The organism is Proteus sp. MB838, assembly GCF_054767435.1.
The window spans coordinates 1-15,261 of sequence record NZ_BAABMO010000059.1; the positions used below are offsets into that span (position 1 = coordinate 1).

The 15,261-nt window shown below is 40.4% G+C and carries 11 protein-coding genes and 1 pseudogene; 4 read left to right on the forward strand and 8 right to left on the reverse strand.

The genetic code is table 11. The annotated features are described in order from the left end of the window. From ACYUCW_RS16840 to uvrA, 3 genes and pseudogenes are all read right to left on the reverse strand, one after another. A pseudogene (locus ACYUCW_RS16840) lies at window positions 1-216 on the reverse strand (serine dehydratase subunit alpha family protein); the annotation flags it as partial. A 61-nt stretch (window positions 217-277) separates the two neighbouring features. Further along, complete coding sequence (locus ACYUCW_RS16845; RefSeq protein ID WP_004249166.1) at window positions 278-1,609, reverse strand: SLC5/6 family protein; 1,332 nt, start codon at window positions 1,607-1,609, stop codon at window positions 278-280. 652 nt (window positions 1,610-2,261) lie between these two features. Beyond that, entirely contained in the window at window positions 2,262-5,096 is a 2,835-nt protein-coding gene (uvrA, locus tag ACYUCW_RS16850) for an excinuclease ABC subunit UvrA (protein WP_004249165.1), read from the reverse strand. Between the two features lie 252 nt (window positions 5,097-5,348). On the opposite strand from uvrA, the gene ssb1 reads away from it, so the two are divergent. Continuing rightward, complete coding sequence (gene ssb1 / locus ACYUCW_RS16855) at window positions 5,349-5,873, forward strand: single-stranded DNA-binding protein SSB1 (RefSeq protein WP_004249162.1); 525 nt, start codon at window positions 5,349-5,351, stop codon at window positions 5,871-5,873. Window positions 5,874-6,214: 341 nt separating this feature from the next. Next, window positions 6,215-6,745, forward strand: coding sequence for a zinc uptake transcriptional repressor Zur (gene zur / locus ACYUCW_RS16860; protein ID WP_004249161.1), 531 nt, complete (start codon window positions 6,215-6,217; stop codon window positions 6,743-6,745). Between the two features lie 192 nt (window positions 6,746-6,937). Here zur and lexA read toward each other — a convergent pair whose 3' ends face one another. After that, window positions 6,938-7,549, reverse strand: a complete 612-nt coding sequence (gene lexA / locus ACYUCW_RS16865) for a transcriptional repressor LexA (protein WP_004245906.1) — start codon at window positions 7,547-7,549, stop codon at window positions 6,938-6,940. A 127-nt stretch (window positions 7,550-7,676) separates the two neighbouring features. Continuing rightward, window positions 7,677-8,048, reverse strand: a complete 372-nt coding sequence (locus tag ACYUCW_RS16870) for a diacylglycerol kinase (RefSeq protein ID WP_004245908.1) — start codon at window positions 8,046-8,048, stop codon at window positions 7,677-7,679. Between the two features lie 130 nt (window positions 8,049-8,178). On the opposite strand from ACYUCW_RS16870, the gene plsB reads away from it, so the two are divergent. Next, entirely contained in the window at window positions 8,179-10,662 is a 2,484-nt protein-coding gene (gene plsB, locus ACYUCW_RS16875; RefSeq protein WP_460409095.1) for a glycerol-3-phosphate 1-O-acyltransferase PlsB, read from the forward strand. Between the two features lie 113 nt (window positions 10,663-10,775). On the opposite strand, the gene ubiA is transcribed toward plsB, so the two are convergent. From ubiA to pgi, 3 genes are all read right to left on the reverse strand, one after another. Continuing rightward, entirely contained in the window at window positions 10,776-11,630 is an 855-nt protein-coding gene (gene ubiA, locus ACYUCW_RS16880; protein WP_004250107.1) for a 4-hydroxybenzoate octaprenyltransferase, read from the reverse strand. Window positions 11,631-11,658: 28 nt separating this feature from the next. Continuing rightward, a complete protein-coding gene (ubiC, locus tag ACYUCW_RS16885) occupies window positions 11,659-12,168 on the reverse strand; it encodes a chorismate lyase (protein WP_004245914.1) in 510 nt (169 codons plus the stop codon). A gap of 221 nt (window positions 12,169-12,389) precedes the next feature. Continuing rightward, window positions 12,390-14,036: a glucose-6-phosphate isomerase gene (gene pgi, locus ACYUCW_RS16890; protein WP_049202974.1), complete on the reverse strand. Its 1,647-nt coding sequence runs from the start codon at window positions 14,034-14,036 to the stop codon at window positions 12,390-12,392. Between the two features lie 264 nt (window positions 14,037-14,300). On the opposite strand from pgi, the gene lysC reads away from it, so the two are divergent. Beyond that, on the forward strand, window positions 14,301-15,261 hold a 961-nt coding region (gene lysC, locus ACYUCW_RS16895; protein ID WP_460409098.1), incomplete at its 3' end, for a lysine-sensitive aspartokinase 3.

Consider the following 15,261-nt stretch of genomic DNA (forward strand, 5'->3'; position numbering starts at 1 on the left):
TCCCGTTCCTGGTACTGTTACGCCCATTCCGTTTTTCATTAAATTAGGCGAAACCCACGCTTCAATACCAACAACAGGCTCAGCTAATAATGCGGTTGCTTTTGCCGCAGCTAATGCCAATGAAATCGGCTCAGTGCAACCTACTGCTGGCTTAACACCTTCACGTAATTGACGAATAAACTGCGACCATAAATGAGAATTATTGTTCTGGCTCATAATCTAACACCTTGGATTAATATCGTTTTTAATAACAGCTAACTCGAACCGCAGTTGACGACTATGAGAATGCCAAGAACGGAGAAACACAAAGTAGCAAACCCGTAAAGATAATCAGATAAAGTGATGCGCCTTTGTATTTATGTAACATCGGTACTTTGTACACTAGGTATGCAGGGATAAGACAACCGACCATACCAAAGATAGGACTACAAATTGAGGTAAAGCTCAGTACTGGTGCATTGAGAATAATGGCGCCCCAAGCTAACAGCACAGCAAAGATCATAATGCCGTTTTGTACCCATTTTTCATTGATTTTTTCAACAGGCATCATGCGCTGCAGAATATTCATCACAATCCCTTGTGTGGCTTCGCGGAAACCGAGATAGACACCAAAGAATGCGGTCATTACTGCGAAAATATTCAACATCACACTCACTACGGTTACCCAACCGCCAGGGAAGAATTTTGCCGCAATCGCTAATGCAGAGATATTTTGCTCATAAGCTTTTACTGCTTCATCATGTCCCATTGCTAATGTGAAGGAGATTGCATAGAAAAACACCGTACAGAACAACACACCGAAAGCGATATTCATTGCACGTAATGCTTTATGACGCGCTACTTCACGATTTTGGTTACGACTACGATAAGAGATAACCATTGGGCTTAATGTTTGGATAAACAAAATAGAAGTTAATGTAAAAGGTAGTGTGATAATGGCTTCTTTAATTAAACGTCCGGCAGGGGGTAATGCGCCAACATTATACAGATGCCACATACCAATCATTGAAAGACCTAATGCCGCAACAACCAGTAGTTTTGTCATTACCATAAAGCTTGATAGCTTAAACAGTAATTGTTCACCACGAGAAGAAATAGCCACTAACGCACAGATTAAAATCAGACCATAGAACGGATTTTCTGATAATAAACTGTCAGTCACACCAAAAGTTTGTAGATAAGAAGCACTGTCATTCGTGATAGCTGTGGAATAGACAAACATCCAAATCACTAACATCACAAAATAGAGTGCACCTAATAAAATACCCCAGTTTTTACCGAGATAACCGGTGATAACGCTTGGGTAGTCTTTACACTCAGGAGATTCAGCCAACGTATTAATAAATAGGCGTTGGAAAAGGTACATTGCGGGGTAACCAATCACGGAGGAAAGTAAGAAAACCCACAATCCCATTAAGCCAACCTGTACAGGTAAAAAAACAATCCCTGCACCGATAGCCATACCGATACTCATGATAACCCAGCCCACATCATTGCCGTCAAATTTAATTGCTGCACGCCATTGTTCTTCTGTCATACCTGCTCGGCGAGCGCCAGCACTAGTTGCGGGATAGCTTGTTGTCTCTGTTTTTGAGGAAGCCGTTTCCATATTAGTACTCACTTTTTATATTGTAATTGTTAATAGCAAAACGAATTTTGGGGGTAAAAAGAACTATCTAACTTTGCGATGACCTAATAGCCTTACTTTTTGCAGGTATTTTTATTATGGGTAAATGATAGGAAATATTGCGGAGAAAAAAGTTGTTATAAATCGTGATAGCTGAAAACGTTTTGGGAAATAATTCTCTCACAAGGAGAAAAGTAGGATTATCTGTTCAAAGGGAACAGTAAATAATAACCTTCCCCCTACGGCAACCTTTTGATTTACATAACACTTTGAAATATAACAAAATATCACTATTGTTATACAATAATAGTCAAGTATAACAAATGAAACAAATCCATGAATAAACTGTGCTATGCATCACGATATACTATGATAATCCTTTCTATTTAGCTTTGTTATCTCGTATTTAGTTAAAATAATGTAATAAAACAGCAGAATTAACTATTTATTCTTTTTTTTATAAAAAGAGTGTTAATTATATAAAAAGCGGCTATCAGCGTGACTGACGAAAAAAGAATAGTTTTATCTAATAGAATTAATTTCTCTAATAAAATATCAAATTCCTTTTTATAAAGAAAAACGCTACAAACAAAATTTGTAGCGTTTAGACAAGAAGTGCGTAAACCGTGTGCTATTAATAACCGCGCTCTAAAATTGGTTTCAAAAACCTTGCCGTGTGGGAGCCTTCAAAGTCAGCAACTTGCTCTGGCGTACCGGATATCAAGATCTGACCACCTCCACTGCCCCCTTCAGGCCCTAAATCAACGATCCAGTCAGCGGTTTTGATCACATCGAGGTTATGCTCAATCACCACAATTGTATTACCCTGATCACGCAACTGATGGAGCACATCAAGAAGTAACTCAATATCGGCAAAGTGCAAACCCGTGGTCGGTTCATCCAAAATATAGAGGGTTTGGCCTGTACCCCGTTTTGACAACTCTTTGGCTAATTTAACCCGTTGTGCTTCACCACCCGATAACGTAGTGGCAGATTGTCCTAAACGAATATAAGAGAGTCCCACATCAATCAATGTTTGTAGCTTACGCGCTAATGCAGGCACCGCATCAAAAAACTCTCTTGCTTCTTCGATTGTCATATCTAGCGCTTCGTGAATATTTTTCCCTTTATATTTAATCTCAAGGGTTTCACGATTATAACGTTGCCCTTTACACTGATCACAAGGCACATACACATCAGGTAAAAAGTGCATTTCAACTTTTAATACACCATCGCCTTGGCAAGCTTCGCAACGCCCCCCCTTCACATTAAAACTAAAGCGCCCCGGCGTATAACCGCGAGTTCGTGATTCTGGTACACCAGCAAAAAGTTCACGGATCGGGGTAAATACTCCGGTATAAGTCGCAGGGTTGGAACGTGGCGTACGACCGATAGGACTTTGGTTAATATCAATCACTTTATCAAAGTGCTCTAATCCCTCAACGTCTAAATAAGGTGCTGGCACGCTATTAGTGGCGCCATTTAATTGACGTTGAGCAATGGGGAATAACGTATCATTAATTAAGGTTGATTTACCCGAGCCAGATACACCAGTAATACAAGTAAATAAACCAACAGGTATTTTTAAATTAACGTTTTTTAGGTTATTACCTTTCGCCCCTAAAATAGTGAGCATTTTTTCGCGATCAACAGGAACACGCTTTTCAGGGATAGCAATACGGCGTTCGCCACTTAAGAATTTACCGGTTAATGAGTTGGGATTATTAACAATATCTTCCAGTGTACCCTGAGCGACTATCTCACCACCATGAACGCCAGCACCCGGCCCAATATCAATAATATGATCAGCGGCACGGATAGCGTCTTCATCATGCTCAACGACGATCACCGTGTTACCTAAATCACGCAAGTGGATCAACGTTTCCAGTAGGCGATCGTTATCGCGTTGATGCAAACCAATTGAAGGCTCATCAAGTACATACATTACCCCAACTAATCCAGCACCAATTTGGCTTGCTAGGCGAATACGCTGCGCTTCGCCGCCTGATAATGTCTCCGCTGAACGAGAAAGAGTGAGGTAATTTAATCCCACATTGACCAAGAATTTTAATCTGTCACCAATCTCTTTTAATACTTTTTCGGCAATTTTCGCTCGCTGACCACTGAGTTTTAGATTTTGGAAAAAGCTCATCGCATGACCAATACTGTAATCCGCAATTTCAGGTAACGTGGTATTTTCAACATACACATGGCGAGCTTCGCGACGTAAGCGAGTACCACCACAAGAGGCGCAAGGACGATTGCTAATATATTTAGCTAACTCTTCACGCACCGCACTCGATTCTGTTTCACGATAACGGCGCTCCATATTATTTAATACCCCTTCAAAAGGATGATGGCGAACCACAACATCCCCTCGATCATTGGTGTATTTAAATTCAATATTTTCTTTACCTGAACCGGATAAAATCACTTTCTGGATCTTGTCGGGTAATGAGTCAAAGGGGGCTTCAACATCAAAATGATAGTGCTCGCCTAATGAGCGCAACATTTGGAAATAGTAAAAATTGCGCCGATCCCACCCTTTAATCGCACCACCGGCCAGAGAGATTTCTCGATTCTGGATCACCAAATCAGGATCGAAAAATTGTTGAACCCCTAAACCATCACAAGTAGGACACGCACCTGCGGGGTTATTAAAAGAGAATAACCGTGGCTCTAGTTCACTCATGCTATAACCACAAATAGGACAGGCAAAGTTTGCAGAAAAAACGATATCTTCAGCACTGCTATCGTCCATATCAGAGATAACAGCAGTACCGCCAGAAAGCTCTAATGCGGTTTCAAAAGATTCTGCTAAACGTTGAGCCAGATCGTCACGAACTTTAAAGCGATCAATGACCACTTCAATGGTGTGCTTTTTCTGTAACTCCAAGGTAGGGGGATCTGATAAATCACACACTTCACCATCGATACGAGCACGAATATAGCCTTGTGCAGCAAGATTATTGAGTAATTTTACATGCTCACCTTTGCGCTCTTTTACGATTGGCGCCAATAACATTAAGCGTTTACCTTCAGGTTGCGCTAAAACATTATCCACCATTTGGCTTACCGTTTGAGCCGCTAAAGGGATATCGTGATCAGGACAGCGCGGTTCACCCACACGTGCAAATAATAGACGTAGGTAATCGTGGATCTCGGTAATGGTGCCGACCGTTGAGCGTGGGTTATGTGATGTCGATTTCTGCTCAATCGAAATAGCGGGCGATAACCCTTCAATATGATCAACATCAGGCTTTTCCATTAAGGAAAGAAACTGACGAGCATAAGCTGAAAGCGATTCAACGTAACGCCGTTGGCCTTCCGCATAAAGCGTATCAAAGGCTAAAGAGGATTTACCTGAGCCAGAAAGTCCCGTAATAACAATAAGTTTATCGCGGGGAATGACCAAATTGATATTTTTTAGGTTATGGGTGCGAGCGCCCCGTACTTCGATTTTATCCATGAATATATCCCGGATTAAGTGAGTCGCCGAAAAAGAAAGAATCGGATAATTATGACACAAAACTAGCTGAATGGATATACAGTATATATATTGAAACTGAATGATAATGAAAATTTGCCATATTAAGACAACAAAATGTCGATCCTGTTCTCAATGGAGAAATTCATTACTCATCATATTCAAATTTTAGCTTACGTGATAAACTTCATCGCTTATGATTTCAAAAAATTTACTTTCGCAGGAGTACCTCACATGGCGAGCAGAGGCGTTAACAAAGTTATTCTTATCGGTAATTTAGGGCAGGATCCAGAAATCCGTTATATGCCAAGTGGTGGTGCAGTGGCAAATCTGACACTAGCAACTTCAGAAAGCTGGCGCGACAAACAAACCGGTGAAATGAAAGAGAAAACCGAATGGCACCGTGTGGTCATTTTCGGCAAACTAGCAGAAATTGCTGGCGAGTATCTGCGTAAAGGTTCACAAGTTTATATTGAAGGTCAATTACAAACACGTAAATGGCAAGATCAAAGTGGTCAAGATCGCTACAGCACTGAAGTTGTGGTGAATATCGGTGGCACAATGCAGATGTTAGGTGGCCGTGGTGGTCAAGATAATGCACCTTCACAAGGCCAAGGCGGTTGGGGTCAACCTCAGCAACCACAAGCATCACAACAGTTTAGTGGTGGCGCACCATCTCGCCCAGCACAACAACCAGCAGCGGCACCAGCGCCAAGTAATGAACCACCAATGGACTTTGATGACGATATTCCGTTCTGACGGTTACTTAAGAACTTACCTTATCTTCTAAGTCATATAACATCAAATGCTAAAGCCTGTTATATCATTAACGGGCTTTTCTTTGTTTCATGCTTATCCCGCATTTGCCAATCATATTGTCACACCTTGTCTATTTCCCATTGGCTATTACTCGTTCATCATTGGCGTTAAGGTAAGTCTTGTGAATAAATATTAGCCCCTTCCACCATGGTTAGATTTGATTTACTGATAATGACAATTTATAGCGTTATTTTCTCAAAATCCCACTTTCCACAAAGGTTTGCTCAAAAAAAATATGGTAAGATCATCGCAATTAATCACGTCTGAGAGCATCCTATCCTATGAATGAAGAGAAATTGCTCGCTCAGGCAGAAAAGATCTGCCAGAAACGAGGTGTTCGCCTGACTTCACAACGTCTGGCAGTATTGCGTCTGATCATGCAACAACCTACCGCAATCAGCGCTTATGATTTATTAGATTTATTACGCCAAGTAGAGCCTCAAGCTAAACCACCTACCGTATATCGTGGATTGGAATTTCTACTTGAACAAGGTTTTATTCACAAAATAGAATCCACCAATAGCTATGTGCTTTGTCATCATTTTGATGATGCTGAGCATACATCGGTGATGTTAATTTGTGATCGTTGCTTATCAGTCACAGAAAAAAGTAGTCATAAAATTGAAGGGGCGATCAGTACGCTCGCTAAAGATAATGGCTTTCATTTACGCCATAGTGTGATTGAAATTCATGGGCTGTGCGCTCAGTGCCATGAAGCCCAAGCCTGTACACATCCGGAAGGTTGTCACCATGATCATAGTATGGATGATAATCTTAAGCAGAAAAAAACCGGTGACTATAAGCCTCGTTAAGCAGATAAAAGATAAAAGTCAGCGGAACATATGTTTTTTTGTATAAATTAAAAAGAGAAAATGCAGATGATTTTATGTTTTTACACATCATCTGCATCTTTTTGACGTTCTCCCCGCCCTGATGAACTGGAGGACGAGGTTTCGGCGCATCTGGTACAATAATTTGTATTGATTGAATGACTTAGATACAAATTACAGCCATTCGCCGTTACGGATAACCCCTACTGCTAATCCTTCCACAGTAAAGCTCTGCTCACGTAAATCAACGATAATAGGTGAAAACTCTGGATTTTCTGCGTGCAGTTCTATCTTACTACCGACTTTCTTAAATCGTTTTACGGTTACTTCATCTTCAATACGTGCGACAATCACTTGGCCATTATGGACATCTTGTGTTTTATGCACAGCAAGTAGATCGCCATCCATAATACCGATATCTTTCATCGACATACCATTAACACGCAGTAAAAAATCTGCGCTCGGTTTAAAAAGCATAGGATCAACTTGATAATGGCTTTCGATATGCTCTTGCGCTAAAAGTGGTTCACCGGCTGCAACTCGTCCAATTAATGGTAAGCCTTCAGGCTCTTCTTCAAGTAGCAAACGGATACCTCTAGATGCACCAGAGACAATTTCTATCACGCCTTTGCGAGCAAGTGCTTTTAAATGCTCTTCTGCCGCATTAGGTGAGCGAAAACCAAGTTGGGAAGCGATTTCCGCCCGTGTTGGTGGCATACCCGTTTGCGAAATGTGATCACGAACCAAATCGTAAACCTGCTGCTGCCTTGCAGTTAATGCTTTCATTCCGCCCCCTGTTTGTTTATACAGTCAGACTGTGAGTATATACAGGTATATGCCGATTGGGAACTACAAATGCATATAAAACACGCATCTTTGCATTATTTTTCGACAATTGTCGATTTTTTTTACTTTATGCAAAAAAATGATGCCAAAGAATGGTTCCCCAAGTAAATAATCCCAATATAATAGCGACGAGAACGGCAGCTGATCCCATATCCTTTGCTCGTCCTGATAATTCATGACGTTCTGTACCAATGCGATCGACGACAGCTTCTATAGCACTATTGACCAGTTCTAAAATGACGACAAGGACGACTGAACCAATCAATAAAATGCGCTCTAGAACACTGACATCGATAAAAAATGCAAGGATAATTGCTATTAAGGTCACAATAGCTTCTTGTCTAAAAGCGGCTTCATTGATCCAAGCGGCGCGTAAGCCCTGATATGAATAGCCACCAGCTTTAATGATTCGGGTAAGACCTTTATTTTGATTAGCCATAATAAACTCTATCGAAAACAAACGATTATTTTGCCACTTTTCTCTATTAATATTGTCACAGCACCACAGATCTACGAAAGACTTTCTGTTATGCTTTCGAAGTATTGCTAATAAGAGGCTACAACTATTTATGTCAGCTTGGCGTAAACTATATTATAACACATTGAATTTACCACTGAAATTGTTGGTAAAAAGTAAACGAGTTCCGACTGATCCTATCACTGAGTTAGGCTTAGATACGTCGCGATCTTTCCTTTATGTTCTGCCTTATCACTCTAAAGCAGACTTACTGACATTACGTCAGCAATGTTTATCTCTTGGCTTGCCAGATCCTCTGCAACCCATAGAAATTAACGGAACCAAACTGCCAGCCTACGTCTTTATTGACGATGGTCCTAGAGTATTCCGTTACTACTCTCCCGATCCGCGTAAAGATTCAGTGAAAACATTCCATGCTTATCTTGATGCTCATCGTAACAATCCGCATCTTGATATTGAAATGTTACCTGCTTCAGTGATGTTCGGTCGCTCACCGGGTCGAGAAGGTCATAATGGTGTCCCCCATTTGCGCTTATTAAATGGGATCCAAAAATTTATTGCCATCCTCTGGCTAGGTCGAGATAGTTTTGTCCGTTTCTCGCCGACCGTATCCATGCGCCAAATGGCTAATGAACATGGAACCGATACCAGCATTGCTCGAAAACTTGCGCGTGTGGCGCGTATTCACTTTTCACGTCAGCGTTTAGCAGCAGTTGGCCCAAAACTGCCTGCACGCCAAGATCTCTTCAATAAACTATTGGCATCCAAAGCCATTGAAAAAGCCATTGAAGATGAAGCAAAAGCGAAAAAAATTACGCTTGATAAAGCACGTAAAAATGCCACTGATATCATGGAAGAGATCGCCGCTAATTTCTCTTATGAAGCGGTACGAATGACTGATCGTGTATTAAGCTGGACATGGAATAAGCTCTATCAAGGTATCAACGTTTTTAATGCAGAACGTGTGCGCCAACTTGCGCAAGATGGACATGAAATTGTCTACGTACCTTGCCACCGTAGTCATATGGACTACTTATTGCTTTCCTATGTACTTTATCATCAAGGATTAGTTCCCCCACATATTGCTGCGGGTATTAACCTTAATTTCTGGCCAGCAGGACCGATTTTCCGTCATTTAGGGGCCTTCTTTATTCGTCGAACCTTTAAAGGAAATAAACTTTATTCAACCATCTTCCGGGAATATTTAGGTGAATTATTCTCTCGAGGCTACTCTATTGAATATTTTGTTGAAGGTGGACGCTCCCGTACAGGTCGACTGTTAGATCCTAAAACAGGGACGCTGTCAATGACCGTGCAAGCCATGTTACGTGGTGAAACACGCCCTATTTCCATCGTTCCCATTTATATTGGCTATGAGCATGTCATGGAAGTAGCCACTTATGCCAAAGAGTTGCGTGGTGCGACAAAAGAGAAAGAAGGTTTTATGCAGATGATCAGAGGATTGCGTAAACTACGTAACCTTGGTCAAGGCTATGTCAATTTTGGTGAACCTATCTCGCTATCACAATACCTTAATCAGGCAGTACCTGACTGGCGCGATGATATTGATCCTATTGAGCCACAACGTCCAAGCTGGTTAAATCCTGCAGTTAGTGCGTTAGCGGATAATATTATGGTCAATATTAATAATGCCGCTTCGATTAATGCGATTAACCTTGTCTCTACGGCGTTGCTAGCGTCCCGTCAGCGAGCACTAACTAAAGAACAATTATTAGAGCAAATAGATTGTTATCTACAGTTACTGCGTAATGTGCCTTACTCATCAGATATGGTTGTCCCCGATAAAAGCTCAGAGACATTATTAGCACACGCCTTGCAAACAGATAAATTCCAAGTTGAGCAGGATAGTCTTGGTGATATTATTATATTGCCTCGTGAAAGTGCCGTATTGATGACTTATTATCGCAATAACACCACTCACTTAATGGTTACACCATCATTAATTGCGAGCATTGTCTTGCATCACGAGCGTATACACCGTGATGACTTAATGAAACAGGTAGAATTAATTTTCCCTCTTATCAAAGCTGAGTTGTTTATTCGCTATGAAAAAGAGGAGTTACCTGATGTGGTTAATACACTGATTAGTGAACTTTGTCGCCAGCGTCTAATTTGCTGTGCTGATGATGGCATATTACGGATCAATCCAGCACGTATTCGCCCATTACAGCTTTTAGCAGCAAGTGTTAGAGAAACGCTACAGCGTTATGGTATTACGCTCTCTCTACTCAATTTTGCTCCTGAAATTAGCCGTGCACTATTAGAAAGAGAAAGCCGCATTTTGGCGCAACGACTTTCTGTATTGCATGGTATTAACGCACCTGAGTTCTTTGATAAAGCGGTTTTCTCCACTTTAGTTTCTACACTGCGTGAAGAAGGTTATCTTAAAGATAATGAAGATATCCTCAAAGCAGATGCCTCTGCACTTTACCAAGTTATTGCGAAATTAATGTCACCAGAAATTCGTTTAACCATTGAGAGTGTAGGCGTTACTGAAGATAACAATTCAGCACAAGCGATTGAGGAAAACCCTGAGTCCAGCATGGATAAGTAGTTGCTTAATAGCAAATCGCGCTATAATCAGTAATAGAAAAGGGATAAGCAATTGGCTTATCCCTTTTATTTTTATGCAATTTCAGTGATCAGCTAGCGCTGGTAATATGTTTATTAGAAATAATTAAATAAAATACCTGCAAATAAAACAAAACCAACATAATTATTATTCATAAACGCTTGAAAACAAGGGGCTCTTTCCCGTTCAGCAATTAATTTCTGTTGATAAATAAACAGGGCTGTCACGAGTAACAATGACCAATAATAGATCCCTTTCATATTCAGCAAAACGCCAATCGCCACTAATAATGCCAACATTACTAACTGTAAAATACCAATAATGATTTTATCGTAACGACCAAACAGAATGGCTGTCGATTTCACCCCTATTTTTAAATCATCATTGCGATCGACCATGGCATATTGAGTGTCATACACAACAGACCAGATAATATTGACCAAAAAGAGTAACCAACATACTAAAGGTAGTGTTTCAGAAACTGCAGCAAATCCCATAGGGATAGACCAACCAAAGGCCATACCTAAAATTAATTGAGGCAAATTACTAAAACGTTTTACAAAAGGATAAAACCATGCGAGTGCAAGTGCGGCAATAGATAACCAAATGGTCATGGTATTTAACGTAAGCACTAATCCAAACGAAAACAGCACCAAGACAATAAAGATAATCTTGCTCTCTTTCTCCGTTACAGCACCACTAGGTAATGGTCTATTTTTAGTTCGTTCAACGTTGCCATCAATTTTTCTGTCAGCAAAGTCATTTATTACACACCCAGCGGCACGCATGGAAAACACACCTAGAGTAAATACAATTAGGATATGCCAGTCAGGAAAGCCTTTAGCGGCGATCCATAATGCCCAATAAGTTGGCCAAAGTAATAATAGCGCTCCAATAGGCTTATCTATACGCATTAAACGGCTATACGCCTGCCATTTATTGTGCGTCATACTTCCCTCCAATTTTAGCTCCCCCTAACTACTGCTTATATACAGGTGATGCAGGCAAAAACACCTCAGTTAATAATAAAGGTTTATCTGAAAGCTGGAAACGGGAACGACGTAACCAATGTCCATTTTGTTGCCCAATATGAATAAAATCACGACTTAAGGTTGTTTCCTGGAACAGATAACGTCCTAATGGCACCGTACGCAAATTCACTAATTGGCGATCTTCACCCGTTAATGTCTCTTCCGGCACTAATGTTCGCCCTAATAACCAAGGTACATTATCCCCACAAAGGACGATTTCTCTTAACCAATAGCGTCGGCTATAAGGTAAACACTTTTGTTCATCAGCAGGCTCGATATATTCAATAAAACCTTCTTGATATGGCATTACCGTCACTTGATGGCAATGTTGCTCAAAACGTCGTGTCATTGAACCTAATTCCAGCAGCCAACTTAAGGTATTTTCTGCGACTTCTTCACGCTCTTCATCTGATAACCAGTGAATAGGTGCGTGAGTAATTATGGATTTTTTAAACATTCTTTCATCATCACAACTATGATGATCCTAACTTTATAAATCATTATGCACTAAGGATATCATGATGTAGCGATAGGAAGTTAAAAGCTGATAACATTTCGTATAAATAATCTAAAAAAACGTTAAAAGATAATCAGAATTCACTCAAATTGAGAAAAAACAAAGGAGGTCACCATCAACCTCCTTGGTTATAAGCGCTTAATCACACTTAATTTATTCTCTTAACGCCATGCTTTGTAACGATTAATTAAATTATTTGTTGAACTATCATGACTGTTAACACTTTCCTTACCTTTTAACTCAGGCAATATGCGATTAGCTAATTGTTTGCCCAACTCAACGCCCCATTGGTCAAAGGTGAAGATATTGAAAATTACACCTTGTACAAAGATTTTATGTTCATACATCGCAATTAACGCGCCTAATGAATAGGGAGTGATCTCTTTTAAAAGAATGGAGTTGGTGGGACGATTCCCTTCAAACACTTTAAATGGTGCCACATACCCCATGGTTGCGGGATCTTTTCCTGCTGAGGCAAACTCTGCATCGACTTGCTCACGGGTTTTACCAAATGCTAATGCTTCGGTTTGTGCAAAGAAGTTCGACATTAGTTTTGCATGATGATCAGATAATGGATTATGGCTGATCGCTGGTGCAATAAAATCACAAGGGATCAGTTTGGTTCCTTGATGAATTAATTGATAAAACGCATGCTGGCCATTAGTCCCTGGCTCTCCCCAAATAATAGGTCCGGTTTGGTAACTGACTTTGTTTCCATCACGGTCGATATATTTACCATTGGATTCCATATTGCCTTGTTGGAAGTAAGCAGCAAAACGGTGCATATATTGATCGTATGGCAGAATCGCTTCAGTTTCGGTACCAAAAAAATTGTTATACCAAATGCCAATAAGCGCCAATATCATCGGAATATTATTTTCGGCTTCAGTGGTTCTAAAGTGATTATCCATAGCATGAGCACCGGACAGTAACTGCTCAAAGTTGTCATAACCAATAGATAATACAATGGATAAACCAATTGCTGACCATAATGAGTAGCGGCCACCAACCCAATCCCAAAACTCAAACATATTTGCGGTATCAATACCAAATTTTTCTACTTCAGCACTATTAGTTGATAACGCAACAAAGTGTTTCGCAACAAAAGCACTCTCTTTAGCCGCAGATAAGAACCAATCTCTTGCAGAGTGTGCATTAGTCATGGTTTCTTGTGTGGTAAAGGTTTTTGAAGCAATCAAGAATAGCGTTGTTTCTGGATCGCATTTTTTCAAGGTTTCTGCAATATGTGTACCATCAACATTAGAAACAAAATGCATGGTCAAGTGGTTTTTATAAGGGCGCAGTGCTTCTGTCACCATATACGGGCCTAAATCAGAGCCACCAATACCGATATTGACCACATCAGTAATCGCTTTACCTGTGTAACCTTTCCATTCACCACTAATCACACGCTCACTAAATACTTTCATTTTATGCAATACGGCATTGACTTCTGGCATCACATCTTTGCCATCGACCATAACCGGTGTATTGCTACGATTACGTAATGCAGTGTGGAGTACCGCACGATCTTCCGTACAGTTGATTTTTTCACCGCTAAACATACTCTTTATCGCACCAGCAACATCACACTCTTTAGCCAGAGTCTGTAATTTATCTAATGTTTCTTGGGTGATACGGTTTTTTGAAAAATCGACTAGAATTTGGTCTGAAAACGTTCTTGAAAAGGTGTCAAAGCGTGATGGATCTTGAGAGAACAGTGTTTTCATTTCTGTATCTTTCATCACAGCAAAATGGTCTTCTAATGCCTTCCAAGCTAAGGTATGAGTTGGGTTTACATTTTTCATTCACAATACTCTCTTAAGATTACAATCCGATACTCTCAGATTGTAGCCTGTCATTTAATAGTTACGGTCAATTCTTTCTTATTTGATGATATTCGTCAAAACCATTCAACAAATCTAGTATTAATTACTTACATAGGCAAAACCGATAATCTCTGAGTGATTATTAATTAAATTGATTATCCTTCACTCTTGATTGACTCTTTTGGCAATAACCGATATTCCTAACTGTGTTTAACATCTCACTGGGACTAAAGGAATACAACAATGAAAGATAATACTGCAACACCTTCATCACCTTTTACTATCGCCAAATTTGGTGGCACTAGCGTGGCAAATTTTGCGGCGATGGAAAAGTGTGCAGATATTATCTTAAAACAGAAATCAGTCCGTGTGGTGGTTCTTTCTGCTTCAGCGGGGATCACCAATTTGCTTATCGAACTTGCGACAGGTGTTGACGCAACACAACGAGCCGCTTTATTGGCTCAAGTTCGTGATATTGAATACGCCATCATCAATCAATTATCACAAGCGGAAATTATTTCTCAAGAAATAAACCGCTTATTGGAAAATATTGAAATGCTGTCAGAAGCGGCAGCCTTGGCAACTTCTGATGCGTTAACCGATGAGTTAGTCAGCCACGGTGAATTGATGTCAACGTTATTGTTTGTTGAACTGTTACGTGAAAAAGGAATAAGTGCAGATTGGTTTGATGTCAGAAAAGTAATGAAAACCAACGATCTGTTTTGTCATGCTGAGCCAGATATGGCGCAATTAACTGAGTTAACACAAAGTTTAATTCAGCCCCGCTTAACAGAAACCGTGATTGTTACCCAAGGTTTTATCGGACAAGAGTCTAAAGGAAAAACCACCACCTTAGGGCGTGGTGGAAGTGATTATACTGCGGCACTGATTGGTGAAGCATTAGGGATGTCACGTGTCGATATTTGGACTGATGTACCTGGTATTTATAGCACTGATCCAAGAATAGTCCCGCAAGCACATCGTATTGATCATATTGCTTTTGATGAAGCGGCTGAAATGGCAACCTTTGGTGCTAAAATTCTCCATCCCGCAACATTATTACCTGCAGTGCGTAGTGGGATCCCTGTGTTTGTCGGCTCAAGCAAAGCACCAGAGGAAGGTGGCACATTGGTTTGTGCACAAACTGATAATCCTCCTGTGTTTCGTGCCATTGCACTACGTAGAAACCAGACACTACTTACCC